This is a genomic window from Microbacterium gubbeenense DSM 15944 (genome assembly GCF_000422745.1).
GTDB lineage: Bacteria > Actinomycetota > Actinomycetes > Actinomycetales > Microbacteriaceae > Microbacterium > Microbacterium gubbeenense.
In genome coordinates, this window is record NZ_AUGQ01000007.1 from 127,418 (window position 1) to 153,020 (window position 25,603).

A 25,603-nucleotide genomic window follows, 5' to 3' on the forward strand; every position below is an offset into this window, starting at 1 on the left:
CTCGCGCGCCGACGCCCCTAACGCACGTTGCGGAATGTGTCAGGGCACGAGGACGAGCTTGCCCGGGGCGCCGTTCTCGTTCGCGACCTGAGCCGCGGCCGCGTCTGCGAGCGGGAACTGCTCGCCGAGCTCGACGTCGAAGTATCCGGTCGCGATGAGCGAGAGCGCCACGGGCACCGATTCGGTGCGCCACTGCAGCTGCTGCGCCGTGAGCGGTTCGGCGGATCCGCCGAGGAACGTGCGGATGCCCATCTCGTCGCCGCGCGCGCCGAGGACGATCGTCGCGATGCGGCTCTTGTCCTCGAGCAGCTCGATCGATGCCTCGAGCACGCCGTCGGCGCCGGCGCAGTCAAGGATCGCGGTCACGCCCTCCGGCGCGATGTCGAGCACACGGCCCGTGAGGCCATCGCCGTACGCGATCGGCTCGGCGCCGAGGTCGCTCACGCGCTCGGCGCGGGCGTCGCTCGTCGTCGCGATCACGCGCGCGCCTGCCAGCACGGCGAACTGGATCGCGGCCTGGCCGACCGATCCGGATCCGCCGTGGATGAGGAGCGTGTCGTCCTCGCGGATGCCGAGCGAGCGGATCGACTGGTACGCGGTGCCCGCCGGGATGCCGAGCGCGGCGCCCTGTGCGGCAGTGACGCCCTCCGGGCGCACGAACGTGTGCGCCGGATCCGTCACGACGGCCGTGGCGTACGCGCCCGGGGTGTCGAGGAACGCGACCTGATCGCCGACGCGGAAGCCGTCGACGCCACTGCCGACCGCGGTCACGGTGCCCGCCCCGTCGGATCCGGTGCGCCAGGGCCCATCGCCCGGCAGGGGACGGACGCCCGAGCGGAGCTTGCGCTCGACCGGGTTGACGCCGATCGCCTCGACGGAGACGACGAGCTGACCGGGGCCGGCGACCGGATCATCGACCTCGACGAGCTCGAGAACCTCGGGACCGCCGACCTTCGTGAACTGCACAACGTGAGCCATGGGTCAACGCTATCGCGGCTCAGACCGGCGGGCACCAGTCACCGTGCCGTTCCGGGTCAGAGTCGGGCGCGGTACGCGCTGCGCGCCGGCGTCTCGGAGGCCGGAAGCTCGGCGAGCGTCTCCGGCAGCCACGTCGGGCGCTCGCCCGACAGAGCCCACGCGGCCTGAACGCTCGCGCCCTGGGCGACGTACTCGCCCGGATCCGGCACGACGACCGGCACGCCGAAGACCTCCGAGGCGATCTGCTGCACCGCCGGGCTCTGCGCGGCGCCACCCGTGAGCAGCACCCGCTTCGCCTCGACGCCGAGGGCGCGCATGGCATCGAGGCCCTCGCCGAGCGAGCACAGCACGCCCTCGATCGCCGAGCGCGCGAGGTTCTCGCGGGTCGTCGACGCGAGCGTCATGCCGAACAGCGTGGCCGTCGCATCCGGGAGGTTCGGGGTGCGCTCGCCCTCGAACCACGGCTGCAGCACGAGGCCCGCGGATCCGGGCTCGGCCGCGAGCGCGAGGTCGGACAGCTCGGCGTGGTCGACGCCGAGCAGCCGCGACACCGCGTCGAGCACGCGCGCGGCGTTCAGCGTCGTGACGATGGGGAGGTACCCGCCCGCCGCGTCGGCGAAGCCGGCAACGGTCCCGGACGGGTCGCGCACCGGCGCCGACGAGATCGCGAAGACGGTGCCGCTCGTGCCGATCGAGACGCCGATGTCGCCCGTGACGGCGCCCATGCCGAGCGCCGCGCCCGCGTTGTCGCCGGCGCCGGGCGCGACGCGGCGCCCCGCCTGATCCGTCACCCATTGGGCGGGATCGAGCACGCGCGGCAGCACGACGTCCGAGGCGTCGCGCCGGAGCGCGAGCGAGAGCAGGTCTCGGTCGTACTCGCCGCGCGTCGCGTCGAAGTAGCCGGTGCCGCTCGCGTCCGACCGATCGGTGATGAGCTCGGTCAGGTCGGGGCCGAGGTCGCTCTCGCCGGCCGGCCCATAGCCGCGCAGGCGCCACGTGAGCCAGTCGTGGGGGAGGGCGATCGCGGCGATCCGCCGAGCGAGCTCGGGCTCGTTGTCGGCGACCCAGCGCACCTTCGTGATCGTGAACGAGGCGACCGGAACGAGCCCGGTGCGCTCCGCGAACGACGCGGCGCCCACCTCCTCGGTGAGGTCTGCGGCCGCCTCAGCGGAGCGCGTGTCGTTCCAGAGCAGCGAGTCGCGCACGACCTCGCCGTCGGCATCGAGCGCGACGAGCCCATGCTGCTGACCAGCGATCGACCACGCCGAAACGTCGTCGATCCCGCCCGCGTCCGCGATCGCTTCTCTCAGCGTGCTCCACCAGTGCGCGGGATCCACCTCGGATCCGTCGGGATGCGAGGCCCGCCCCGAGCGCACGACGGCGCCCGAGGAGGCCTCGCGGATGATGATCTTGCAGCTCTGGGTCGACGAATCGACGCCGGCGACGAGGACGGACACGCGCGAACCCCTTAGCGGCGCGCGCCGAGAAGGTGCTCGGTGGCGAGCTGCTGCAGCCGCACGAAGCCGAAGCCCTTGCCGCCGAAGTACGCGTTCGCGTCGAAGTCCTCGAACGCCGAACGGTCGGCGAGGAAGTCGTCGTAGCTCTCGCCGGGGATCAGCGTCGGCTCGCTGAGCTCGGACACCTTCGCGGCAGCGAGCGCCTCCTGCACCTCGGGGTCGGCGCGGAACGACTCGGCGCGCTCCTTGAACATCAGGTAGTTGCTCATGTTCGCCGAGACCGAATCCCAGATGCCCTGCTCGTCCTCGGTGCGGCTGGGCTTGTAGTCGAAGTGGCGCGGGCCCTCGTACGCCGGGCCGCCCGCAGGCGAGCCGTGCTCGAGGAGGTCGACGAGCGCGAACGCGTTGTACAGGTCGCCGTGGCCGAACACGAGATCCTGGTCGTACTTGATGCCGCGCTGGCCGTTGAGGTCGATGTGGAAGAGCTTGCCGTGGTACAGCGCCTGGGCGATGCCGGCGGCGAAGTTCAGGCCCGCCATCTGCTCGTGGCCGACCTCGGGGTTCACGCCGAACAGCTCGGGGCGCTCGAGCGAGTCGGTGAACGCGATCGCGTGGCCGAGCGTGGGCAGCAGGATGTCGCCGCGGGGCTCGTTGGGCTTCGGCTCGATCGCGAAGCGGATGTCGTAGCCCTTGTCGGTGACGTAGTCGGCGAGCAGGTTGACCGACTCGCGATAGCGCTCGAGCGCGGCCTGGATGTCCTTGGCCGAGTCGTACTCGGCGCCCTCGCGGCCGCCCCACATCACGAACGTCTTGGCGCCGAGCTCGGCGCCGAGGTCGAGCTGGCGGAACACCTTGCGGAGCGCGTAGCGGCGCACCTGGCGATCGTTCGACGTGAAGCCGCCGTCCTTGAAGACGGGCGCGCTGAAGAGGTTGGTGGTGACCATCGGCACGACGATGCCGGTGTCGGCCATGGCGCCCTTGAGGCGGTCGATCTGCTTCTGACGCTCGGCGTCGGTGGATCCGAAGGCGAACAGGTCGTCGTCGTGGAACGTGAGGCCGTACGCGCCGAGCTCGGCGAGCTTCTCCACGCCGTGCACGACGTCGAGGTCGGGGCGGGTCGGGCCGCCGAACGGGTCGGTGCCGTTGTAGCCGATGGTCCAGAGTCCGAAGGAGAACCGGTCTGCCTTGGTGGGGGTGATGGGCATCGTCTGCCTGCCTTTCAGCGTCGCTGATGAAATGTTGTTAGTGAAAACGTATCAGGGGTTGCGGGGGTGCGCAATGCCGACGCGCGACTCGCGGCCCACTCGATGGCACGCTACGATGGGAGCGTTCCCACGCCAGTCCAATGGAGGCCTCACGATGACCGACTACCGCAACGTCCCCCTCGACTTCCCTCGCGGATTCCTCATCGGATCCGCGACGGCGTCGTACCAGGTGGAGGGCGCCGCCCATGAGGACGGCCGCACCCCGTCGATCTGGGACACGTTCTCGCACACGCCGGGCCGCATCTGGAACAACGACACCGGCGACGTGGCGTGCGATCACTACCACCGGCTCGAGGAGGACCTCGATCTGATGGCTCGCCTCGGCCTCGAGGCGTACCGCTTCTCGATCTCCTGGTCGCGCGTGCTGCCGGGCGCCGGCGGCGTCGTGAACCCGGCGGGCATCGACTTCTACTCGCGCCTCGTCGACGGGCTGCGCGCGCGGGGGATCCGCCCGATCGCCACGCTCTATCACTGGGACCTGCCGCAGGAGCTCGAGGATGCGGGCGGCTGGCCGAACCGCGACACCGCCTACCGCTTCGCGGAGTACGCGGCGCGCACGGTCGAGCACCTCGGCGACCGCGTCGACACCTGGTCGACGCTCAACGAGCCCTGGTGCGCGGCGTACCTCGGCTACGGATCCGGTGCGCACGCGCCCGGCCGCACGAACGGCGCCGATGCGCTCGCCGCGGTGCACCACCTGAACCTCGCCCACGGGCTCGCGGTGCCGGAGATCCGGCGCGAGGCGACGAACGACCCCGAGGTGTCGGTCACCCTGAACTTCCACGTTCCGCGCGGCGAGAAAGAGGCCGGCGTGCTCGTCGACGCGCTCGCGAACCGGGCCTTCACGGGGCCGATGCTGCGCGGCCGCTACGACGACGATCTGATGGAAGCGACGAGCAGCGTCACCGATTGGTCGTTCGTGAAGGACGGCGACCTCGAACAGACGAAGCAGGACATCGACGTGCTCGGCGTCAACTACTACTCGACCGTCACCGTGCGCACCTGGGACGGCACGAGCGAGAAGGTGATGAACGACGGGCACAAGAACGTCGGCGGATCCCCGTGGCCCGGCCTCGACGACATCGAATTCCTGCCGCAGGACGGCCCCTACACCGACATGGGCTGGAACATCGCTCCCGACGGGCTCGAGGAGCTCCTGCTGTCGCTCAGTGCTCAGTTCCCCGACCAGCCGCTCATGATCACGGAGAACGGCGCCGCCTTCCCGGACGTCGTCACCGAGACCGAGACGGGGCTGCGCGTGCACGACGAGCAGCGCACCGACTACCTCGCGCGGCACTTCGCTGCGGCGAAGCGCGCGATGGATCAGGGCGTCGACCTGCGCGGCTACCTCGTGTGGTCGCTGCTCGACAACTTCGAGTGGGGCTACGGATACTCGAAGCGCTTCGGCATCGTGCGCGTGAACTACGAGACGGGGGAGCGCACGGTCAAGGACAGCGCCCGGTGGGTGTCCGAGGCGATCGCGCGCAAGAACGGCTGACGGATCCGTGCGGCGCGCATCAGGCGCGCGGCGCGGCCGTCGAGTCGCGAACGATCAGCTGCGACGGCATCCGCACGTGCTCGGGTCCGCTCGTGCTCTCGATGAGGCGCACGAGCAGATCCACCGCGGCGCGGCCCATGTCGATGAGCGGCTGGCGCACGGTCGTCAGGGCCGGGCTCGCGGCGGCCGCGGCGGGGATGTCGTCGAACCCGATCACCGAAAGATCCGCGGGCACCCGCAGGCCGCGCTCGTTCGCGACGCGGATCACCTCGATCGCCGAGACGTCGTTCGAGGCGAAGATCGCGGTGGGCGGATCCTCAAGGTCGAGGAGCGCGGTCGCGCCTGCTGCGGCCTCCGCCTGCTGGAACTCGCCGGTCACCACGAGCGACGGATCGAACTCGATCCCCGCCGTTTTCAGGGCCTCGCGGTATCCCTCCTCGCGCAGGCGGGCCGACTCGAGGTCGTCGCGGCCGCGCAGGTAGCCGATGCGGGTGTGTCCGAGGCCGATGAGGTGAGATGTCGCCTCGCGCCCTCCGCCGAAGTTGTCGGTGTCCACGACGGCCAGCCCCGCCGGGCCCGCGTGCGGGTCGATCGAGACGATCGGCATGCCCGACTCGGGCGGCTCGACGGTCGGGGTCACGACGACGGCGCCGTCGATCAGCGTGCCGCCGAGCCGCGACAGCGACCGCGCCTCCCAGCCGTGATGGGATCCCTGGGAGACCGCGCCCGCGTACGCGAGAACGTCGTACTCCGAGCCGCTCAGCGCCTCGGAGACGCCGTGCAGCAGCTGCAGCGCGAACGGCTCGAACTCGGCCACGAGCACCCCGATCACGTGCGTGCGGCTGCGGCGCATCGACGTCGCCACCAGAGAGCTCGCGTACCCGAGGTCGGTGACGATCCTCATCACGCGCTCCTGCGTCGCGGCGGCGACCCCATCGCGACCGTTGATCACCTTCGACACGGTGGCGACGGAGACGCCCGCGGCGCGCGCAACGTCGGTGATCGTAGTTCGCCCGCGCGGCGCGGCGCCGATGGTGCTCATGATTTCCCTACGCTAGCCCGGTCGTCGCGGGGGCCCCGCCACGACATCGTGTAAAACGTTATCGATAACGATTGACATCCTGTCACATTCCTGCCAAAGTCGGCATGCACGACGGTGATCGGCGCCGTCAGCGCAACGCACTCAATGAGGAGAACTGCCATGAACGCGCGAAAGACTTGGGCCGCGGCGATCGCGGTCGCAGCGGTCGGAACACTGGGACTCGCCGGCTGCTCCGGCGGGTCCGGCGGATCCGGAAGCGACGACGACGCCCTCACCATGTGGCACAACTCGACCACGGGCGACGGCAAGGCCTACTGGGACGAGGTCGGCGCCGCGTTCGAGGAGGAGACCGGCGTCGCAGTGGACATCACGTCGCTGCAGAACGAGGATCTCGACGGCAAGCTGCAGACGGCTGCCAACTCGGGCGACATGCCTGATGTCTTCCTCGCCCGCGGTGGCGGCAAGACCGCCGCGATGGTCGATGCTGGCGTCGTGAAGGACCTCACCGACCTTATCAGCGACGACACGCACACCGCGATCGGAGACGCGGCCTTCAGCGCCTTCACGATCGACGGATCCGTCTACGCTGTGCCCGCATCGGTGCTCCCTGAGGGCATCTTCTACAGCGAGGACCTGTTCGAGGCCGCCGGAATCGACGCGGCGCCCACGACCTTCGAGGAGCTCGACACCGCGGTGCAGAAGCTCAAGGACTCGGGCACCGACCCGATCGCGCTCGGCGCGAAGGCCGCCTGGCCCGCCGCACACTGGTACTACTCGTTCGCGATGCGCGCCTGCTCACAGGAGACCCTCGAGAACATCGCCGTCACGATGGACTTCTCGGACGGGTGCTGGCTGTCGGCCGCGGAGCAGCTCGAGGAGTTCGCCGCGACCGAGCCGTTCAACAAGGGCTTCCTCACGACAGACGCACAAGAGGGCGCCGGATCCTCGGCCGGCCTCGTCGCGAACCACCAGGCCGCCATGGAGCTGATGGGCGGATGGAACGTCGGCGTCATCGCCTCGCTCACCCCCGACGCCCAGCCCCTCGCCGACCTCGGCTGGTTCCCGCTGCCCGCGACCGCCGAGGGCGAGGGCGACCCCACCGCGATGATGGGCGGCATGGACGGCTTCGCCTGCTCCGCCGACTCGCCGCCCGCGTGCGAGGACTTCCTGAACTTCATCATCCAGAAGGAGTGGCAGGAGAAGTACGCGGTGGCGTTCAACTCGATCCCGGCGTCGGCCGAGGCGCAGGAGGCGGTCACGGATCCGTCGCTGCTGCCGATCATGGAGGCGTACAACGACGCCGCGTACGTCGTGCTCTACCTCGACACGCTGCTCGGTCAGAACGTCGGCAACGCGCTCAACACCGCGGTCGTCGAGCTGCTCGCCGGTGACGGCACACCGCAGTCGATCATCGACACGGTCACTGACGCCGCCGCGCGCGGCTGAGGACCATCGGCATGGCACGTCGCACCGACTGGCGCGTGCGCGGGGAGATCGCGCTGCTGGCAGGGCCAGGGATCCTGGTCTTCGTCACATTCGTGATCCTCCCCGTGCTGATGGCGGCCTTCTACGGATTCTTCAAGTGGAAGGGGTTCGGATTCCCCGACGATTTCGTCGGCTTCGAGAACTACCTGCTGATCCTGAAGGACACCACCTTCCGCGAGGCGGTGGGGCACAACCTCTTCATCGTGGTCGCTTCGCTGATCCTGCAGGGGCCGCTCGCGATCCTGTTCGCGCTCCTGATGAATCAGCGCATGCGCGGACGCAGCCTCATCCGGGTGCTCATCTTCGTGCCGTACGTGATCAGCGAGGTCGTGGTCGGCACCGGCTGGTCGCTCATGCTCCGCGATACGGGTGCGCTCAACTCGATGCTGGAGAAGCTCGGCCTCGAGTCGCTCGTCCAATCGTGGATCGCTGATCCGTCGGTGGCGATGGGCACCCTCATGTTCATCATCAGCTGGAAGTACATCGGCTTCGCCGTGATCCTCATGCTGGCGGGACTGCAGTCGATCCCGGAGGAGCTGTACGAGGCGGCGTCGATCGACGGCGCGTCCTTCTGGCAGACGCAGTGGCGCATCACGCTGCCGCTGCTCGGCCCGACGATCCGCATCTGGGCGTTCCTGTCGATCATCGGATCGCTGCAGCTGTTCGACCTCGTCAACATCATCTGGGGCCAGTACGTGGCCGCCACCGCCGGAACATCGACCATGGCGACCTACATGTACCAGAACGGCCATCTCGCGGGGAACTACGGGTTCGGCAACGCCGTCGCCGTGCTTCTGTTCCTCATCTCGCTCGTCATCGCCCTCGTGTACCAGCGCTTCGCGCTCCGGCGCGACACCGCCGGCGCAGTCACGGGGCCGAGCGGAAGGAAATCATCATGACCTCGACGTCCGTCGCCATTCGTGCGATCGCGCCGAAGGGCGGGCCGCGCCGCGGCCGCGTGAAGGGGGCGAGTCCCTGGGTCTATCTGTTCGCGACGATCCTCGTCGCCGTGTGCATCGGCCCCGTTCTGTACGTCATCATCGGCGGGTTCCGCACGAACGCGCAGATCACGACGGATCCGTCCGGCTTTCCGTCGCCGTGGGTGGTGTCGAACTACACCTCCGTGCTCGGGAGCAGCGAATTCTGGGTCGCCATGGGCAACTCGACGATCTCGGCGGGATTCACGACGCTCGGCACCGTCGCGCTCGGCGTCATGGCGAGCTACGTGATCGCCCGCTACGACTTCGTCGGCCGGGGCGCGATGTACTCGCTGTTCGCGGCGGGGCTCATGTTCCCCATCACGGTCGCGATCACGCCGCTGTACCTGCTCGTGCGCAACCTGGGCCTCGTGAACTCGCTCGCCGGGATCATCCTCCCGCAGATCGCGTTCGCGCTGCCCACGACGATCATCATCCTCGTGCCGTTCCTCCGGGCCATCCCGAAGGAGCTCGAGGAGGCCGCCTCGATCGACGGCGCGAGCAGGCTCGGGTTCTTCTGGCGCATGGTGATCCCGCTCAGCCTGCCGGGCGTGATCACCGTCGGGATCCTGTGCTTCGTCACCACGTGGAACGGCTACATCCTGCCGCTGTTCATCCTGAACGACACCGCGCTGTTCACCCTGCCGCTCGGGGTGCAGAACTTCGCCTCTCAGTACTCGGTGGACACCGCGCGGGTGCTCGCATATACCTCGCTGTCGATGATCCCCGCGCTGATCTTCTTCAGTCTGTTCGAGAAGCGCATCGTCGGCGGCCTCACGGGCGCCGTGAAGGGATGAGTGTCGTGACGACATCCGATCGCGTTCTGGGCCTCGTGGCCTCGATGACGCTCGAGGAGAAGGCCGCGCAGCTCGTGGGCTACTGGCTCGATCAGAACGGCAGCGTCGTCGCCCCGATGGCCGACGAGCTCGCCACCGGCGACGACCGGGTCCTCGCCGACATCACCCACCACGGCATCGGGCACTACACCCGCGTGTACGGCACCCGCCCGGTCGAACCCTCGGCCCGCGCCGCGTGGCTCGTCGCCGAGCAGCGCCGTCTCGTTAACGAGACCAGGCTCGGGATCCCCGCGCTCGTCCACGAGGAGTGCCTCACGGGGCTCGCCGCGTGGAAGGCCGCGATGTTCCCGACGCCGCTCGCGTGGGGCGCCTCCTTCGATCCGGATCTCGTGGCCGAGATGGCGGCGCTCATCGGCGAATCGATGCGCGCGCTCGGCGTGCACCAGGGGCTCGCCCCGGTGCTCGACGTGGTGCGGGATCCGCGGTGGGGGCGCGTCGACGAGTGTATCGCCGAGGACCCGTACGTCGTCGCGACGATCGGCACGGCGTTCGTGAAGGGCCTGCAATCGACGGGCGTGCACGCGACGCTGAAGCACTTCCTCGGCTACTCGGCCGCGCAGGCCGGGCGCAACCATGCGCCCGTGCATGCGGGGCCGCGCGAGATCGCGGATGTGTTCGTGCCGCCCTTCGAGATGGCGATCCGCGACGGCGGCGCGAAGAGCGCGATGAACAGCTACACCGAGATCGACGGCGTGCCGGTGGCCGCCTCGCCCGAGCTGCTCACGGGCATGCTGCGCGATCAGCTCGGCTTCGACGGCGTCGTGGTCTCCGACTACTTCTCGGTGGCGTTCCTCGAGATCATGCACGGGGTCGCCCGCGACCGCGGCGAGGCCGCCGCCCTCGCGCTCGAGGCGGGCATCGACGTGGAGCTGCCCTCGGGCGATGCGTTCCTCGACCCCCTCGTGGAGCGGGTGCGCGCCGGCCTCATCTCCGAGGACCTCCTCGACCGCGCGGTCACGCGCCTGCTCGCGCAGAAGGAGGAGTTCGGCCTGCTCGAGCCCGACGCGTTCGCGGACGAGGCTCCGGCCGAGATCGACCTGGACACGCCGCGGCACCGCGACGTCGCCCGACGCCTCGCGGAGGAGTCGGTGGTGCTGCTGTCGAACGACGGCGCTCTGCCCATCGCCGCGTCATCGCGCGTCGCCGTGATCGGGCCGAACGCCGACCGCACGGCGGCGCTGCAGGGGTGCTATTCCTTCCAGAACCACGTGCTGGCCGACTACCCGGACACGCCCGTCGGCATCGAGATTCCGACCGTGCGCGAGGCGCTCGCCGCCGTGCACGACGTGACCTTCGCCTACGGGTGCGAGGTCGAGGGCGACGACCGCTCCGGGTTCGCGAACGCACGGGCGCTCGCGGCCGCGTCCGACGTCGCCGTGGTCGTCGTCGGCGACCAGGCCGGGCTGTTCGGCCGGGGCACGGTCGGCGAAGGCAACGACGTGGAATCTCTCGACCTGCCCGGCGTGCAGCGCGAGCTCGTCGAAGCGCTGGTGGCCACGGGCACCCCCGTCGTGATGGTGCTGCTGACCGGCCGCCCCTACGCGATCGACTGGGCGATCGACGGTCAGGCTCGGCCCGCAGCCGTGCTGCAGGCATTCTTCCCGGGGGAGGAGGGCGGCACCGCGATCGCCCGAATCCTCTCGGGGTCCATCGCCCCGTCGGGCCGGCTGCCCCTCAGCCTGCCGCGCTCGGCGGGCGCCCAGCCGTACGGATACCTGCGTCCGATTCTCGGCGGGCCCTCCGGCGTGACGTCGACCGACCCGACGCCGGTGCGTCCGTTCGGCTTCGGCCTGACGTACACGTCGTTCGCGTACTCGGAGTTCTCCTGCGGCGCCGTCGAGGGCGACGCGTTCTCGGCCGCGCTGACGGTCACGAACACGGGGGGAACGGCGGCGACCGAGACCGTGCAGCTGTACGGGCACGATGTGGCGGCGTCCATCACCCGCCCCGTGGCGCAGCTGCTGGGCTACGCGCGCGTCGGCCTCGCGCCGGGGGAGAGTCGCACCGTGACGTTCGATGTGCCGATCACCCGCTTCGCGTTCAGCGACCGCCGCATGCGGCGCATCGTCGAGGCGGGCGAGGTCGAGGTATGGGCGGGCTCCGACGCCGCGACGGAGGTCACCGAGCGGGTGAGCATCGAGCTGCCGGGGCGCGAGGTGACCTCGTCCGATCGGCGCATCGTCGGCGTGCAGGTGGAGTAACGCCCGATAAGCTGTCACCCACAACGTAAGGGGACGACATGGGCAGCGGAGCGAACGTCGAGGGCGTGCGCCGGGCGAATCTCGGCGAGATTCTGCGGCTCGTGCACCATCGGGGGCCGCTGTCGCGCGCCGCGCTGACGCAGGAGACGGGCCTGAACCGCTCCACGATCGGCGGCCTGGTGACGACGCTCGCCGAGAACGGGCTCGTGTCGGAGGAGAATCCCGACCCCACCCGGCGCGTCGGTCGCCCGTCACCGACGGTCGTAGCAACCGAAGGAATCCTCGCCGTCGCGGTGAACCCCGAGGTGGACGCGCTCGAGATCGGCGCGGTGGGGTTCGGCGGGGTGGTGCGCGCCCGCACGCGCCAGGAGACCGATCTGGTGCTCGCACCCGAGGAAGTAGCGGCCCGTGTGGCCGCGGTCGTCGACGAGTGGCGCTCGGGCGAGCTCCGCGACGCACGGCTGCTCGGCGTCGGCGTTGCCGTTCCCGGCCTCGTTCGCGCCTCGGACGGCATCGTTCGTAACGCCCCGCACCTCGGCTGGCGCGACGTCGACATCGCCTCGCTGATCTCGGAGCGCACAGGGCTCTCGGCGGCGGTCGGCAACGACGCCTCCCTCGGCGCGGTCGCCGAGTGGCTGTTCGGCGCGGCGCAGAACCACGACGACGTGATCTACCTCAACGGCGGGCCCAGCGGCATCGGCGGCGGCGTGATCCTCGGCGGGCGCAGCCTCGCGGGCGCCGGCGGGTACGCGGGCGAATGGGGCCAGAACCGTCCGAGCCTCGATGACGAGGCCGACCGCCGCGTGCCCGGCGGCGTGCTCGAGGACGAGGTGAACCGGGCCCGGCTCTTCGACGCGCTCGGCGTGCGGGACGATGAGGCGCTCGCCGCCGCGCTCCGGAGCGCGACGGCGGACGAGGTCGCCCGGCAGCGCCGGATCCTCGCCGCGACCCTCGCCAACGCCGCCAACGCCCTCGACCCCTCGACCGTCGTGCTCGGCGGCTTCCTCGCGGCCCTCCGCGGTGCGGATCCGACCGGGTTCGACGACGCCGTGCGCGCCCAGATGCTCGAGGCGCCGGCGGAGGGCATGACCGTGGCCGCCGCGGCGCTCGGCGCCGACCGCCTGCTGACCGGAGCCGCCGAGCTCGTGTTCGAGCAGCTGATGGCGGATCCGATCGGCTAAGCGGGTCCGGTCGGTCGTCGCGAAGCTACTTCGAGGCGCCGATCGCCCAGACGCGCGGCAGGTCTGCGCCGTTGACGACGAGGTCTCCGATGAGGCGCGCCTTGAACACGCGCGGGTTGTGATTGCCGGCCGTGCGCGCGTTGCGCCAGTGCCGGTCGAGGCTCTTCTTCACGCTCGTGCCCGATGCGGCGAGGGCGTCGAACGCGTGGCTGATGGCGTCGACCGCGAGGGGCGTCAGCGCGACCTGCGCTTGGGCTGAGGCGAGCTCCGCGCGGTCGTTCGCGGCCTCGTCCTCCTCCTCCGTGATGGTGCCGTCCCGGAGCGCGAGCGCCGATTCGTGCGCCGCCTGCAGGGCATCCGATACGCGGCCCACGGCGCCGGCCGCCACGAACGCGGCCGAGGAGACCTCGCCGATCACCTGCAGCAGCTGCGGATCCTCCGACGCGACGTTCGCCGCCGCGTGGCTGAAGGTGCGGGTGCGGTTCTTGACCTCGCGCCCGAAGTCGAGCTCAGCGCCGCGCACCGATCCGGCGAGCACCGCAAGCAGCACCTGCTGGTAGAACGCCGTCTGGTACTTGAAGCGCGTGTCGAAGTCGATGAGGTTCTCCTCCTCGACGACCGCGTCGGTGAACGTGGAGGTTCCGGTGCCCGTCGTGCGCTGCCCGAAGCCGTCCCAGTCGTCGGCGAGCGCGACGCCGTCCTGGTGGCGGCGCACCGCCGCGATCACGCGCTTGCCTGTGTCGGTGCGCTCGGCGTAGGTGTCGAGCCAGTCGGCGAAGATCGATCCGGTCGAGTAGTACTTGGTGCCGTTGATGCGGAAGCCGCCCTCGCCGTCGGGGGTGACCTTCGTGATCACCTCGCCCACGGTGACGGCGCCGATCTCGGTCCACGAATTGCCGACGAGCTCGCCGCGGGCGAACCGCTCGAGCCAGGCGTCGCGTCCCGGGCCGGGCTCGGCGACGAGCCGGTCCTCGACGAACGCGAAGTGCGCGCGCAGAGCCTGCGCGATGTTCGAGTCGGCGGCCGCGAGGTCGACGATCAGCTCGAACAGCTCGGGCAGCGTCGCTCCCGATCCGCCGTGCGACTCGGGGACGCGGATAGCGCCGAATCCCGCCTTCGCGAGGTCGGCGACCTCGTCGTACGGCAGCGCCCCCGTCCGGTCCCGTTCGACGGCGCCGGCCGCGATCTTCTCGAAGTACGGGCGGAATCGCTCGCGCAGGTCGGCGAGTCGGTTGGGGGTTGCGACGATCGTGCTCATCAGGGATCCCTCTCAGTCGAGTGCGAGTGAGACCGAGTCAAGCACCGGCGACGGCATCCGCGCGCCCCGGCCGTCACGGACCGGAACCCGGCGTAACACGCCGTCTCATTCGCTCTCAGAGCCCTGCAACCACCGCGTTGTCGAGCTGGTCGGCGTCGACGCCGGTGATCCCGGCGCGTGCCGTGAGGAGCACCCAGGCGACGTCGTGATCCGGGTGCACCCAGAACTCCGTGCCGGCCCAGCCGCCGTGCCCGAAGCCGTCGGTCGCGATGAGCCCCGGTGCCCGGCTGCGCAGATTGAACGTGAAGCCCCAGTCCTGCCCGCGTTCGAGCGGGTACGGATTCATCCGGGGCATCCCCGCCGTGACCGGTCGCCGCATGAATGCCAGCCCCGCGGGCGTGAGGACGCCCGGGGCATCGTCGCGGTGGGTCATGAGCAGGTCGGATCCGAGCCGGAGGAGGTCCTCGGCGCGCGCGAACATTCCGGCGCCCGCGGGCCGCGCCGCGACGAAGCGATCCCAGTCGAGGTCGGATCGCTCGACGCCGTCGACGGGAACGTACGCGGCCGGATCGAGCGTGAGGCCGGTCGCGCCGATCGTGGACGCCCACGTTTCGATGCCCGCGTCCCACGTCTCGCCCGTCGCGTGCTCGATGAGCGCCGCGATGCCCTCGTAGGCGATCGTCGAGTACCTCGACGCGGATCCGGCGGAGAAGTCGCGCCCGCGCGCCGTCAGCTCGGTGCGCTGCGGCACCGAGGTGTCGAGCGGGGGCTCGGAGATGCCCGACGAGTGGCTGCCGAGGTGCCACAATCGCACGACGTCGTCGCGATCGCGGCCGAAGCCGGGCACGGCGTCGGTCAGCGGCGTGTTCGGCGTCAGCAGGCCGCGCTCGATCGCGCGCGTCGCCGTGATGCCGGTGAGGGTCTTCGTGATCGAGAACAGGGGGTAGGTCGCGTCCGCCTCGACGGGCCCGAACGCCTCGAGCGCCTGGATCCCGTCGGCAGTCGCGACGCCGAGCACCGCGTGGGGCAGGCGGCCGTCGGCGACGTGGCGTTCGGCCCAGTCGAACGCGGCGGAGTAAGTCATCATCGTTCCTCAGAATACGGGGTCAGCGGAACCGGATTCCGAGGCCGAGCGACGGTCCGCCCGTCGCCTCGCCGCCGGTGATCGTCAGGCCGGTCGGCTCGACCAGCGCGCCGAGGGATCCGAAGCCCGCGTCCTCGACGTCCTCGACCCAGGTCCTCCCCGGGAGCGTGTACGACAGCTGCGCCGACAGCTCGGGCAGCAGGTGCGGGGCGAGGTCGACGCCGCGTTCGGCGGCGAGATCCGCGATCTCCCGGAACGGGGTGATCCCGCCCACGCGGATGATGTTCGGCTGGATGACGTCGACGGCGCCCAGATCGATCGCGTCGCGGAACTGGTGGATCGTGTGGCGGTTCTCGCCCAGCGCGATCGGCACGTCGATGATCCGGCGCAGCTCGGCGTGGCCCGCGATGTCGTCGGCGCGCAGCGGCTCCTCGATCCACGCGGGCGAGAACTCGGCCAGGCGCGCCATCGCGGCGGTCGCCTTCTCGAGCGACCAGCGCTGGTTCGCGTCGATCATGAGCGCGCGGTCGGGGCCGAGCACCTCGCGCACGGCCGCGACCCGGTCGACGTCTCGGGCGATGTCGGGGCTGCCGACCTTCATCTTCGCGGCGGGGAAGCCTGCGGCGACCCAGCGCTCGGCCTGGGCGACGAGCTCCTCGAGCGAGTAGTGCAGGTTCACGCCGCTGCCGTACGCAGGAAGGCTCTCGTGCCGGCGCCCGATGAGGTCCGTCACGCTCGAGGAGGCGCGCCGCGCCGCGAGGTCCCACAGCGCCAGGTCGAGCCCCGCGAGCGCGATGGTCGTGATGCCCCCGCCGCCCGCCTCGTGGAGGTGCTCCCACGCCGCGCGCCAGATCGACGGATCCGCCTCGCGGCCGATCGCGAAATCGGAGATGTCGTGAGCGATGAGCGCCCGGACCGCGTGAGCGCCGATCGTCGGCGTCCACGAGAACCCGTACCCCGCCTCGCCGTCCGACGCCGTGACGACGACCTCGATCACGCTGATCTCGGTGACATCCGGCCCCCACGGCCGGGTGAGCGGAATCTCGATCAGGCGGGTCTCGACCGCGGCGATCGTCGTCACGATGACTCGCCCGCGCGCACGAGGCAGTCGCGCCAGAGGCGGCTCGCCCGCCACCCGAGGAGCGCCTCTGCCCGCGCGGAGGAGAACGCGGCCTGCGTTCCCGTGAGGCGTTCGGCGGCGCGAGCCGCGGCAGGCACGTGCTCGCGGATCCCATCGGCCGTCTCGCCGTCATACAGCGCATCGGGCGCGCTGACGAAGAACGTGGATCCGTTGGGCACGTCGTTCGCGCGGGCGAGCCACGCGTCGACGAACTCGCCCGCGTCCCGCGCGTCGATGTAATTGAACAGCGACACGGCCGCGAGTGACGGATCCGCGAGGCGCTCTTCGAGCGTGTGCCCCTGCTGGGTCGGACCGCCCAGCCATTCCTCGGGCGAGATCACGAAGCACGGGCGGAACGTGCCGAACCGCATGCGCGATCCGTGCTGGCGCACCGCCATCTGCACGATCTGCTCCATCGCGACCTTCGACGTGCCGTACCCGTTCCAGGGCGCGGTCGGGTGCTCCTCATCGAGCGGCAGGTACTTGGGCTCCCACCCGCCGGGAGACCCGTATCCCATCACGGTGGGACTCGAGGCGAGCAGCAGCTTCTCGGCGCCCGCCGCGAGGGCGGCCTCGAGGACCGACCAGACGAGCTGCGTGTTCACGCGGAACATCTCGGGGTCGGGCAGTGCGCCCGGCACGGCGATGGCCGCGAGGTGCACGACGGAATCCGGGCGCACCGCGGCGAACGCGTCGGCGGTCGCCTGTGGGTCGATCAGGTCCACCGACACCTGGGTCGCCGGGAGGCCGTCCACGTGCCCCTGATCGAACGACGTCACCTCGTGGCCGGCCGCCGCGAGCACCGCGACCACGCTGCGGCCGAGCCTGCCCGCCCCGCCCGTGACGACGACGCGGCTCATCGCGCGTCCCGGATGGCGCTCGAGGCCGGCCCGAGGTCGAGGTCTGCGACCGTGACCGGCTGCCCCGACACGAGCGAGGCGTTGCCGGCCACGCCCACGACGACGCTGCGCACGCCGTCGGTCCAGTCGGCGGTGAAGCCGAGCGGATCCTCGCCCGCGCCGCGGAAGAGGTCGTTCAGCAGCATCGCGTCGCCGCCGCCGTGTCCGCCCTCGGCGACGGGGATCGGCACCTCGCGCGCGGCCGAGAAGTGAGTCTGGACGACAAGGCTCTCGCTCTCGGGACGGGCCCGGTCGGCGATCACGAGGTCGGGCCGGGCGCTCGGATCGACGACGGTGCCGCCGGACTCGTCGGTCGCGACGATGCCGCGCTCGACGACCGTCAGCTCGGCGCGGCCCTTCGTGCCGTTGACCGCGACCGTGTAGCCCTCCCACGGCGAGTGCGCGTTGAGCGAGTAGCTCATGGTTGCGCCCCGGTCGTAGTCGACGATGAGCGCGAGGTTGTCCTCGATCGTGATGCCCTCGTCGAAGACGTCCTTGTCGCGCAGGTAGCCGTCGTGGCGCTCCTGGTCGAGGTAGAGCCCGCGCAGCTTCTCATCGGTTCGCATGTCGAGCGCGAACGGATCGCCCGCGGCGGCATCGACGGATCCGCGTGCGGGGCGTTCGCCGAGGCCGCGGCGAGCGGCGTTCTCAGCGCCGTAGAAGCGCAGCCCGCCCGAGGCGAACACGCGCGCGGGGACCTGATCGATCCACCAGTTCACGAGGTCGAAGTGGTGGCTCGACTTGTGGATCAGCAGCCCGCCGGAGTTCTTCTTCTCGCGGTGCCAGCGGCGGAAGTAGTCGGCGCCGTGGGCCGTGTCGAGCACCCACTCGAAGTGCACGCTCGTGACGTCGCCGATCTCGCCCGATGCGATCACGCGCTTGAGCTCGGCGTTGCGGGGCGAGTAGCGATAGTTGAAGGTGATCGTCACCTTCCGGCCCGTGCGCTCGGCGGCCTCCGCGATCTGCCGGATGCCCTCCTCGCTCGTCGTGAGCGGCTTCTCCACGATCGCGTCGGCGCCGGCGTCGAGCGCGGCAGCGACGTACTCGGCGTGCAGGAAGTCGGGGGTCGTGACGATGACCGAGTCGATCTTCTCCTCCCGCACGATGTCGCCGAGGTCGGCCGGGTCGAACCGTCGCGGGTCGCCGAGGCTCGGGTTCTGCTCGGCCGACCAATCGAGGCGTCCGGAGTTCGGATCCGACCACGCGACGAGCGTGCCGACGTCGGCGTGCGTGGTGGCGAGCGCCCCGAGGTACATCTGGGCGCGGGATCCGGTGCCGATGAGGGCGTAGCGGCGGGTCATGTTCTCTCCTATGACGGGGTCAGTAGCGTGCGAGGGGGAGGGGGCGAGGAAGCCCCCGAACGGTGGTCGACGGCCATGCCGGGTCGTGCGTGAGCACCTCGATGCCGCCCGAGCAGGCGAGCACAGTGTCTTCGAGCTTCGCACCGGGCACCCACGGGTTCCAGGCGAACGCCTGCGATTCGGCGACGCGGCCGGGGATTCCGGGGGACGCCTTGGGGTCGCGGCCCGCGTAGCCGGTCGGGCCGCCCTGGTGGTGCATCGTCCAGGCCTCATCGCCGAACCCGTGCCGGGCGTAGGCCCGCGGGATCTCGGCGAAGACGTCGGCGAGCTCGGCACCCGGCCGCGTGGCGTCGAACACGTCGGCCTCGACCTCGCGCAACCGCTCCTCGGTGCTGGCGAAACCGCTGCCGGGCCCGAACTCGACCCAGCGCGACATGCTCGCGTGGAGTCCGTGGCGCACGGTGGTCAGCACGGCCATCGCGCGGTTCCCGAGCGGCGCATCGGTCGGGATCGGGTGCTGCACGAACCCGCGCGACTCGCCCGCGGCGAGCACGACCGCCGGCTCCGCGCCGATCTCGTACGCGGCACGGGCGAGCCGGGCCGCGAGCGCGCGCTCGGTCCACGACGGATCCGCCGCCCGCAGCACCTCAGACACCGCGCGCGCCGTGTCGGATCCGAGTGCGCGGTAGCGGTCGACCTCGACCGGCAGCAGCTCCGCGCGCGCGGCGCGCAGCTCGGCGTCGACGGCCGATTCGGACGCGACATCGTCGGCGTGCTCGGCGAGCGAGGCATGCCACGGGATCGTGCGCCACGCGACGTCCGCGATCTCCTCGGCGGCGAGCCGCTCGACCTCGTTCGCGAGGGCGGTCACGGTGACCTCGCCGTCGCGCGTGACGGTCGCGGAGAGCACCGGCGCGCCGCCCAGGGGCACCGCGGTGCGCGCGCCGTCGAGCAGCCAGGACAGCGCGGCATTCGAGGTGAGGTGAACGGCGCGCGCGTCGTTGTTGACGAGCACCTGCCGAACGCGGGCGAGCTTCTGCTCGCGATCGGTGGTCGCGCCGACGAAAAGGGACATCTGGGCCTCGTGAACAGTGGAGGGCGGGTGGAATCCACAGTAGCAGAAACCGGTTTCTCATGTAATCTTAATGCCATGCCTCACCTCGATGCCGAGCCCCGGTACCGCAATCCGATCATCGACGCCGATTTTCCGGATCCCGACGCCGTGCGCGTCGATGACCGCTATGTCATGATCGCGTCGAGCTTCAACAGGGCGCCGGGACTGCCGGTGTACGTCTCGACCGACCTGATCAACTGGGAGCGCGCGGGCAACGCGCTCGCGGCGAACGAACCGGGCGACTGGTTCGGCCTGCCCCGCCACGGCGGCGGCGTGTGGGCGCCGTCGATCCGGCACCACGACGGCACGTTCTACATCGTCTATCCCGACCCCGACCAGGGCATCTTCGTCGTCACCGCGACCGATCCGGCCGGGCCCTGGACCGCGCCGCACCTCCTGCTCGCCGGGCTCGGGCTCATCGACCCCTGCCCGCTGTGGGATGACGACGGCAGTGCCTACCTCGTGTTCGGCTGGGCGAGATCGCGCGCGGGGCGGAAGAACGTGCTGACGCTCGCTCCCGTCGATGCCGCGCTGCGCGGCACCACGGGGCCCGCCCGCGACGTGATCGACGGCGCCGACATCGACGGCTGGGACACGATCGAGGGGCCGAAGCTCTACAAGCGCGACGGCTGGTACTACATCTTCGCGCCCGCCGGCGGGGTCGCCACGGGCTGGCAGGCGGTGTTCCGCTCGCGCGATGTGTACGGCCCATACGCGTCGCGGAACGTGCTCGCGCAGGGATCCACGCCGGTCAACGGGCCGCACCAGGGTGCCTGGGTGACCTCGCCCGATGGGCGCGACTGGTTCCTCCACTTCCAGGATCGCGGCCCGTTCGGCCGCGTGACGCACCTGCAGCCGATGGCGTGGGGCGACGACGGCTGGCCGGTCATGGGCCAGGCCGTCGACGGCGGCCCGTCCGAGCCGGTGCTCACTTATCCGACGCCGCACGGCACGCGGCAGACAAGTCGCACGATCGCCCGTTCGGACGACTTCGCGGACGGGGTTCCGGGCGCGACGTGGACCTGGCAGGCGAACCCGCGCGCCGACGCGATCGTTCCGGGCGCGGGCGCGCTGCGGATCCGATCCGCCGCCGACGCGGGAGACGTGCGCGCGCTGCCGAGCGTCATCGGGCAGCCGCTGCCCGGGATGGCGTCGCGGTCGCGCGTGCGGATCGGGCTCGACGGCCCGCCCGGATCGCGCGCCGGGCTGGCGATCCTCGGCCGCGACTACGTGTGGGCGGGCATCGCGCGGGGCGAGAACGGCGACGAGGCGATCGTCGCGGTGCGCTCGGACGACGACCTCGCGGAGCGCGTCGTGCTGCGGGCGCCGGCCCGAGGCGACGTCGAGATCTCGCTCGGCTGCGCCGCGGACGCGACTCTGTCGGCGAGCGTCACGATCGACGGTCGGGAGATCCGCGTGGATCCGCACGCGACCGCCTCGAAGGGGCGGTGGATCGGCGCGGAGATCGCGCTGTTCGCCGGGCATGGCTTCGGCGGCGCGGAGGCCGTGGCGCGTTTTCACGATTTCCGTCTCGACCTGGCAGAGGATTGACCCATGGCTACCAAACGCACCTCCCGTGACGCCACCATCTCCGACATCGCCGCCGCGGCCGGAGTGTCGAAGGCGACCGTCTCGCGCGTGATGAACGGGGTCGCGACCGTGAACGAGGAGATCGCGCAGCGCGTTCGTGCGGCCGTCGCCGAGCTCGGGTACTCGCCGAGCGCCACGGCCCGCTCGCTGTCGCTGGGCGAGAGCCGCACGGTGGGCGTGGTCGTTCCCGACCTCGCCAACCCGATGTTCCACCAGGTGCTGCACGGCCTGCACCGCGCCGCCGAGCGCGATGGGTACCGCGTGCTCGTCGCCGACACCCGCGAGCACAACGACATCGAGGCCGCGACCGTGCTCGACATCCGCAACCGCACCGACGCCATCGCGCTGTTCGCACCGCGCATGTCGCGCGAGAAGCTGCTCGAGCTGCTGCCGAACATCGCCCCGGTCGTCGTCTTCAACCGCACCACCGGCAAGCGCGCGGGCAGCGTGCTGATCGACTACGCCGACGGCATCGGCCAGGTCGCGCGGCACCTCATCGCGCTCGGCCACACGAAGATCGCGTATCTGGAGGGCCCGCCGCAGGCGCGCTCGAACATGGCGCGACAGGACGGGCTCGACATCCTCGCGGCCGAGCACCCCGAGGTCGAGATCGTGAACGTCGCCTGCGGATCCTCGTTCGAGGACGGCTACGAATCCTGGCCGGCCGTGCGCGAGACCGCCGCGACCGGCGTCATCGCCTTCAACGACGTCGTGGCCCTCGGATTCCTCGGCCGGCTCTCCGAGGAGGGCGTGCGCGTGCCGGAGGACCTCTCGGTCGCGGGCTTCGACGACATCCCGTTCTCGAGGTACTCCTCGCCGAGCCTCACCACGATGACGGCGCGGCTGGGCGACGTCGGCGAGCGCATCTGGACGACGCTGTTGGACCAGATGCGCGGCGAGGCCGACCTCGAGCCGACGATCTTCGCCCCCGCGCTCGCGGCGCGCTCCAGCACGGGACCGAAACGATGACGGCCGTGCTGCGCGGCGGATCCGGCCGGGTCATCGCAACGTTGCACTCCGGCGAGGGCGTCGCGCCCGGCCGGGCGCCGCGTCCGTACGTCTCGGTCGAGACCCCGGAGGGCGTGGCCGTCACCGAGACGGGGCCGAGCGATCACCCGCATCACCTCGGCGTGAGCGTGACGACACCCGATGTGGACGGCACGAACTTTTGGGGCGGCAGCACCTTCGTGGCGGACGTGGGCCCATCGATGCTCGACAATCACGGTCGTCAGTCGGTCGAGCGCGAGGAGCGCTCTCTCGACCAGGTGACACAGGCGATCGCCTGGCATGATCACGCCGGCGAGCGCGTGCTCGCAGAGACGCGCACGGTCGGGGTGCGCGAGGTCGACGGGCACACCCTGCTCGCGTGGTCCTCGACGATCGCCGCCGAGCGCGACGGCGTCAGCGTCGGCAGCTCGCACACGAACGGCCGGCCCGGCGCGTTCTACGGCGGGATCTTCTGGCGCACCCCGTTCGGCACCGCCGAGGTGAGATCGGCCGACGGGCACGGCGTCGACATCGCGCACGGCTCGACGTCGCCCTGGATCGTGATCCGGGGCGCGCAGGCGACGCTCGTCGCGGCGACCTCGTCGGGCCTGCCCTGGTTCGTGCGGGCGGGGGGCTACACCGGTTTCGGGCCGGCGATCGCGGTGGCGGAGCGTCGCCGGATCGAGCGGGGCGCCCCCCTCGAGCTCGACCTCGTCGTGGCGCTGCTCGACAGATCCGCGACCGAGGCGGACATCGACCGAGCCGTGTCCGTCTCGCTCGCATCGACCCAGAAAGAGGCCGCCGTATGACCGCTCCCCGTCTCGCCCTGATCGGAACCGGCGGCCACGGACGCGGGCACCTTGCGCAGGGCATCCGCCTGCACGAGCAGGGCGCCGTTCGCCTGGTCGCCGTCGCCGACCCGCACCCGCCCACGGCGGACGAGCTGCCGGACGGCGTGGAGCGGTTCACGGGCGGCGCCGAGCTGATCGCGCAGGCGGGCGCCGATGTCGCCGTCATCTGCACGCCGATCCACACGCACTTCGAGCTCGCCGCGGCGGCGCTCGAGGCCGGCATGGATGTGCTGCTCGAGAAGCCCACGACGGCGACGCTCGACGAGTTCGAACGGCTCGCCTCGCTCGCCGATCGCACGGGTCGCCTCGTGCAGATCGGGTTCCAGAGCCTCGGATCCGCCGCGATCGGCCTGATCCGCTCGCGCGTTGCCGCGGGCGAGATCGGTGAGGTTCTGCGTTACTCCGCGACCGGCGCGTGGGTGCGGAACGACGCATACTGGGCGCGCTCGGCATGGGCCGGCACGCGCACGCTGGACGGGCGCGTCGTCGCCGACGGCGTGCTGACGAATCCGCTCGCGCACGCGACCGCGACGGCGCTCGCTCTGGCAGGAAAGACCCGCGCGGCGGACGTGCTCTCGCTGGAGGTCGACCTGTGGCGGGCCGCCGACATCGAGGCCGACGACACGTCGGTCGCGATCTTCGATCTCGGCGGCGTGCGACTGACGACCGCCGTGACGCTCGCGGCGGCCGCGCGCACGGATCCGTACGTCGAGGTCGTCGGATACGACGGCTCGTTGCGCCTCTGGTACACGACCGACGTCGTCGAGCGCCGCGATGCGACCGGTCGCGTGCTGGAGACGATCCGGACCGAGCGCGCCGATCTGCTCGAGAACCTCCTCGCCGCGCGCGCCGGCGAGGAGGAGCTCTTCGCGCCGATTGCCGACACCGGCGCGTTCATGCGCCTCGTCGACCGGGTCGTCGAGGCGCCCGCGCCGCGCCCGGTCGCGGCCTCCTCCGTCGAGGCCGTCGACGACGACCAGGGCCGTCGCCTCGTCATCACAGGCATCGAGGAGCAGCTCGACCTGGCCCTCCGACACGAACGCACCTTCTCCGAGCTCGGCAGTGCGTTCATCGCCTCGACATGACCGGGTCGTTCGCGCGCTTCATCGCGGCCGCGCACGCGCACGACATCTCGATCCACTCGATCGAGGCCTCGATCGACGGCGAGCTGGTCTACAGCGCGGGAGCGGCGGGCGCGGGACCGCACGTGCCGCACCGCATGTACTCGGTGTCGAAGTCGTTCACAGCGCTCGCCGTGCTGTCGCTCGCGCACGAGGGGCGCCTCCGCACGAGCGACCTGCTGATGGATCACTTCCCCGAGATGCGGCCGGTGGATCCGCTGCTCGACGAGGCGACGATCGCGCACCTGCTGTCGATGCGCACCCCGTACGCCCGCACGACGTACGTCGAGGCGGAGGGCGGCTGGCTCGAGAGCTTCTTCCGCGCCCCGCCGTCGCACCGCCCCGGGACGCTCTTCCACTACGACACGAGCTCGTCGTACACTCTCTCCGCCCTCGTGGAGCGGATCTCGGGCCGGTCGTGGGAGGAACTCGTGCGCGAGCGCGTGTTCGCGCCGCTCGACCTCGGGGACGGCATGCGCATGCTGCGCGGTCCCGAGGGCGTCGGGCACGGCGGATCCGGACTCATCGCCCGCCCGCGCGACCTCCTCGTCATCGCCGAGATGCTGAACGGCGCGGGGGAGCGGCGCGGTGTGCGCGTGCTTCCGCCGGAGGTCGTCGACGCGCTCACGACGCGGCGCGCGGACACGGCGATGCTGAACTGGGGATCATCGCTGCGCGCGGGGTACGCGTCGCAGCTCTGGCTGCCGCCGGGCGGCGGCTGGATGATGTTCGGGCTCGGGGGGCAGGTCGTCTACGGGGATCCGAACAGCCGGCTCGCGGTCGTCGTGACGGCGAACGCGCAGGCGTGCAACGCCGGAGACCAGCGCCTGGCCACGCTGCTGCTGGACGCCCTCGATGATGGTCCCTTCGGCGACGCGCCCGACGCCATCGCCTGGCCCGCACCATCGCACGACCCGGCGCACGCGCGGTCGATCCGCGGCACCGCCACGCTGATCGCGGGCGAGAACCCGCCCGACCGGATCGAGATTTCGGCCTCGGAAGGCAGCGTCGACCTGCGCGCCGGCGACCTGTCGTTCGTGGCGCGCCCCGGCACGGAGACGTTCGTCGAGGTGCGGGGCACCGGGCCGTTCGCGGGCGAGTGGATCGCGCGCGGGGTCGTCACGGGCGGCTGGATCGCGCCGGGCGTCTTCGATGTCCGCATCGACGCGTCGGGAGACGAGATCGCGCGACGTCGCGTGCGCGTCGTCATCTCCGACGACGAGCGCGTGACCGTCCAGTCGCTCGCGTTCGGCCCCGGATCCCCGGAACACGCGACCTGGCAGGGCACGTTCGGTCTCTGATCCGTCGCTGCACGAAGAAGCCGCCGCGGCCGATGA

General features: G+C 71.1%; 21 protein-coding genes. 11 read left to right on the plus strand and 10 right to left on the minus strand.

Features of this window, described 5'->3' with window-relative positions; translation table 11 throughout:
* Nucleotides 1-39 precede the first annotated feature (39 nt).
* Genes G510_RS0106545 through xylA form a run of 3 tightly spaced genes read right to left on the minus strand, consistent with a single transcriptional unit; the run spans nucleotide 40 to nucleotide 3,640 of the window.
* Nucleotides 40-978, minus strand: coding sequence for a quinone oxidoreductase family protein (locus G510_RS0106545; RefSeq protein WP_029152985.1), 939 nt, complete (start codon nucleotides 976-978; stop codon nucleotides 40-42).
* A gap of 56 nt (nucleotides 979-1,034) precedes the next feature.
* The gene (xylB, locus tag G510_RS15695) at nucleotides 1,035-2,435 is read right to left on the minus strand and encodes a xylulokinase (RefSeq protein ID WP_051216501.1); all 1,401 of its coding nucleotides are present in this window, start codon (nucleotides 2,433-2,435) and stop codon (nucleotides 1,035-1,037) included.
* Nucleotides 2,436-2,446: 11 nt separating this feature from the next.
* The gene (gene xylA / locus G510_RS0106555) at nucleotides 2,447-3,640 is read right to left on the minus strand and encodes a xylose isomerase (protein WP_029152986.1); all 1,194 of its coding nucleotides are present in this window, start codon (nucleotides 3,638-3,640) and stop codon (nucleotides 2,447-2,449) included.
* A gap of 154 nt (nucleotides 3,641-3,794) precedes the next feature.
* On the opposite strand from xylA, the gene G510_RS0106560 reads away from it, so the two are divergent.
* Nucleotides 3,795-5,198: a GH1 family beta-glucosidase gene (locus tag G510_RS0106560; RefSeq protein ID WP_029152987.1), complete on the plus strand. Its 1,404-nt coding sequence runs from the start codon at nucleotides 3,795-3,797 to the stop codon at nucleotides 5,196-5,198.
* Nucleotides 5,199-5,217: 19 nt separating this feature from the next.
* Here G510_RS0106560 and G510_RS0106565 read toward each other — a convergent pair whose 3' ends face one another.
* Nucleotides 5,218-6,240 (minus strand): LacI family DNA-binding transcriptional regulator, encoded by a 1,023-nt coding sequence (locus G510_RS0106565; RefSeq protein WP_029152988.1) that lies wholly within the window; start codon nucleotides 6,238-6,240, stop codon nucleotides 5,218-5,220.
* Nucleotides 6,241-6,399: 159 nt separating this feature from the next.
* Between G510_RS0106565 and G510_RS0106570 the strand changes: the two genes are divergently transcribed.
* Genes G510_RS0106570 through G510_RS0106590 form a run of 5 tightly spaced genes read left to right on the plus strand, consistent with a single transcriptional unit; the run spans nucleotide 6,400 to nucleotide 12,941 of the window.
* Entirely contained in the window at nucleotides 6,400-7,686 is a 1,287-nt protein-coding gene (locus tag G510_RS0106570) for an ABC transporter substrate-binding protein (protein ID WP_029152989.1), read from the plus strand.
* 11 nt (nucleotides 7,687-7,697) lie between these two features.
* Nucleotides 7,698-8,624: a carbohydrate ABC transporter permease gene (locus G510_RS15700; protein WP_051216504.1), complete on the plus strand. Its 927-nt coding sequence runs from the start codon at nucleotides 7,698-7,700 to the stop codon at nucleotides 8,622-8,624.
* Entirely contained in the window at nucleotides 8,621-9,499 is an 879-nt protein-coding gene (locus tag G510_RS0106580) for a carbohydrate ABC transporter permease (RefSeq protein ID WP_029152990.1), read from the plus strand. Before G510_RS15700 ends, G510_RS0106580 begins: the two co-directional genes overlap by 4 nt.
* Before the next feature lie 5 nt (nucleotides 9,500-9,504).
* Complete coding sequence (locus G510_RS15705; RefSeq protein WP_483819024.1) at nucleotides 9,505-11,760, plus strand: beta-xylosidase/alpha-l-arabinosidase; 2,256 nt, start codon at nucleotides 9,505-9,507, stop codon at nucleotides 11,758-11,760.
* A gap of 38 nt (nucleotides 11,761-11,798) precedes the next feature.
* On the plus strand, nucleotides 11,799-12,941 hold the full coding sequence (locus tag G510_RS0106590) for an ROK family transcriptional regulator (protein ID WP_029152991.1): 1,143 nt from the start codon (nucleotides 11,799-11,801) through the stop codon (nucleotides 12,939-12,941).
* Nucleotides 12,942-12,966: 25 nt separating this feature from the next.
* On the opposite strand, the gene G510_RS0106595 is transcribed toward G510_RS0106590, so the two are convergent.
* From G510_RS0106595 to G510_RS0106620, 6 genes are all read right to left on the minus strand, one after another.
* Nucleotides 12,967-14,199: an acyl-CoA dehydrogenase family protein gene (locus G510_RS0106595; protein WP_029152992.1), complete on the minus strand. Its 1,233-nt coding sequence runs from the start codon at nucleotides 14,197-14,199 to the stop codon at nucleotides 12,967-12,969.
* Nucleotides 14,200-14,314: 115 nt separating this feature from the next.
* Nucleotides 14,315-15,283 (minus strand): serine hydrolase domain-containing protein, encoded by a 969-nt coding sequence (locus tag G510_RS0106600; RefSeq protein WP_245563245.1) that lies wholly within the window; start codon nucleotides 15,281-15,283, stop codon nucleotides 14,315-14,317.
* Between the two features lie 22 nt (nucleotides 15,284-15,305).
* Nucleotides 15,306-16,364: a mandelate racemase/muconate lactonizing enzyme family protein gene (locus tag G510_RS0106605; protein ID WP_029152994.1), complete on the minus strand. Its 1,059-nt coding sequence runs from the start codon at nucleotides 16,362-16,364 to the stop codon at nucleotides 15,306-15,308.
* Entirely contained in the window at nucleotides 16,361-17,263 is a 903-nt protein-coding gene (locus tag G510_RS15710; protein WP_051216505.1) for an NAD-dependent epimerase/dehydratase family protein, read from the minus strand. The genes G510_RS0106605 and G510_RS15710 overlap by 4 nt, the downstream gene beginning before the upstream one ends.
* Nucleotides 17,260-18,603: a Gfo/Idh/MocA family protein gene (locus G510_RS15715; RefSeq protein WP_036322215.1), complete on the minus strand. Its 1,344-nt coding sequence runs from the start codon at nucleotides 18,601-18,603 to the stop codon at nucleotides 17,260-17,262. Before G510_RS15715 ends, G510_RS15710 begins: the two co-directional genes overlap by 4 nt.
* A 19-nt stretch (nucleotides 18,604-18,622) precedes the next feature.
* Nucleotides 18,623-19,678: a M24 family metallopeptidase gene (locus G510_RS0106620; protein WP_084644241.1), complete on the minus strand. Its 1,056-nt coding sequence runs from the start codon at nucleotides 19,676-19,678 to the stop codon at nucleotides 18,623-18,625.
* Between the two features lie 75 nt (nucleotides 19,679-19,753).
* Here G510_RS0106620 and G510_RS15720 point away from each other — a divergent pair, with 75 nt between their 5' ends.
* From G510_RS15720 to G510_RS17485, 5 genes are read left to right on the plus strand one after another with little or no spacing between them, the layout of a single operon-like run.
* On the plus strand, nucleotides 19,754-21,268 hold the full coding sequence (locus G510_RS15720) for a glycoside hydrolase family 43 protein (RefSeq protein WP_036322217.1): 1,515 nt from the start codon (nucleotides 19,754-19,756) through the stop codon (nucleotides 21,266-21,268).
* A 3-nt stretch (nucleotides 21,269-21,271) separates the two neighbouring features.
* Complete coding sequence (locus G510_RS0106630) at nucleotides 21,272-22,276, plus strand: LacI family DNA-binding transcriptional regulator (protein WP_029152996.1); 1,005 nt, start codon at nucleotides 21,272-21,274, stop codon at nucleotides 22,274-22,276.
* Nucleotides 22,273-23,103, plus strand: coding sequence for a DUF6807 family protein (locus G510_RS15725; RefSeq protein WP_051216507.1), 831 nt, complete (start codon nucleotides 22,273-22,275; stop codon nucleotides 23,101-23,103). Before G510_RS0106630 ends, G510_RS15725 begins: the two co-directional genes overlap by 4 nt.
* Nucleotides 23,100-24,230 carry a Gfo/Idh/MocA family protein gene (locus G510_RS0106640; RefSeq protein WP_051216509.1) on the plus strand — a complete coding sequence of 377 codons (1,131 nt, stop codon included), beginning with the start codon at nucleotides 23,100-23,102 and terminating at the stop codon, nucleotides 24,228-24,230. Before G510_RS15725 ends, G510_RS0106640 begins: the two co-directional genes overlap by 4 nt.
* Nucleotides 24,227-25,567: a serine hydrolase domain-containing protein gene (locus G510_RS17485; RefSeq protein ID WP_051216511.1), complete on the plus strand. Its 1,341-nt coding sequence runs from the start codon at nucleotides 24,227-24,229 to the stop codon at nucleotides 25,565-25,567. Before G510_RS0106640 ends, G510_RS17485 begins: the two co-directional genes overlap by 4 nt.
* Nucleotides 25,568-25,603: the final 36 nt, after the last annotated feature.

What these genes read in the sequence shown, in the direction of transcription:
- G510_RS0106580 (WP_029152990.1), top strand. Translation starts at nt 8,621, where the DNA reads ATGACCTCGACGTCCGTCGCCATTCGTGCGATCGCGCCGAAGGGCGGG.
- G510_RS0106640 (WP_051216509.1), top strand. Translation starts at nt 23,100, where the DNA reads ATGACCGCTCCCCGTCTCGCCCTGATCGGAACCGGCGGCCACGGACGC.
- G510_RS15720 (WP_036322217.1), top strand. Translation starts at nt 19,754, where the DNA reads ATGCCTCACCTCGATGCCGAGCCCCGGTACCGCAATCCGATCATCGAC.
- G510_RS15715 (WP_036322215.1), bottom strand. Translation starts at nt 18,603, where the DNA reads ATGACCCGCCGCTACGCCCTCATCGGCACCGGATCCCGCGCCCAGATG.
- G510_RS15710 (WP_051216505.1), bottom strand. Translation starts at nt 17,263, where the DNA reads ATGAGCCGCGTCGTCGTCACGGGCGGGGCGGGCAGGCTCGGCCGCAGC.
- G510_RS0106570 (WP_029152989.1), top strand. Translation starts at nt 6,400, where the DNA reads ATGAACGCGCGAAAGACTTGGGCCGCGGCGATCGCGGTCGCAGCGGTC.
- G510_RS0106595 (WP_029152992.1), bottom strand. Translation starts at nt 14,199, where the DNA reads ATGAGCACGATCGTCGCAACCCCCAACCGACTCGCCGACCTGCGCGAG.
- G510_RS0106590 (WP_029152991.1), top strand. Translation starts at nt 11,799, where the DNA reads ATGGGCAGCGGAGCGAACGTCGAGGGCGTGCGCCGGGCGAATCTCGGC.
- G510_RS0106600 (WP_245563245.1), bottom strand. Translation starts at nt 15,283, where the DNA reads ATGACTTACTCCGCCGCGTTCGACTGGGCCGAACGCCACGTCGCCGAC.
- xylA (WP_029152986.1), bottom strand. Translation starts at nt 3,640, where the DNA reads ATGCCCATCACCCCCACCAAGGCAGACCGGTTCTCCTTCGGACTCTGG.
- G510_RS0106545 (WP_029152985.1), bottom strand. Translation starts at nt 978, where the DNA reads ATGGCTCACGTTGTGCAGTTCACGAAGGTCGGCGGTCCCGAGGTTCTC.
- G510_RS17485 (WP_051216511.1), top strand. Translation starts at nt 24,227, where the DNA reads ATGACCGGGTCGTTCGCGCGCTTCATCGCGGCCGCGCACGCGCACGAC.
- G510_RS0106630 (WP_029152996.1), top strand. Translation starts at nt 21,272, where the DNA reads ATGGCTACCAAACGCACCTCCCGTGACGCCACCATCTCCGACATCGCC.
- G510_RS0106560 (WP_029152987.1), top strand. Translation starts at nt 3,795, where the DNA reads ATGACCGACTACCGCAACGTCCCCCTCGACTTCCCTCGCGGATTCCTC.
- G510_RS0106620 (WP_084644241.1), bottom strand. Translation starts at nt 19,678, where the DNA reads ATGTCCCTTTTCGTCGGCGCGACCACCGATCGCGAGCAGAAGCTCGCC.
- G510_RS15700 (WP_051216504.1), top strand. Translation starts at nt 7,698, where the DNA reads ATGGCACGTCGCACCGACTGGCGCGTGCGCGGGGAGATCGCGCTGCTG.
- G510_RS15725 (WP_051216507.1), top strand. Translation starts at nt 22,273, where the DNA reads ATGACGGCCGTGCTGCGCGGCGGATCCGGCCGGGTCATCGCAACGTTG.
- G510_RS0106565 (WP_029152988.1), bottom strand. Translation starts at nt 6,240, where the DNA reads ATGAGCACCATCGGCGCCGCGCCGCGCGGGCGAACTACGATCACCGAC.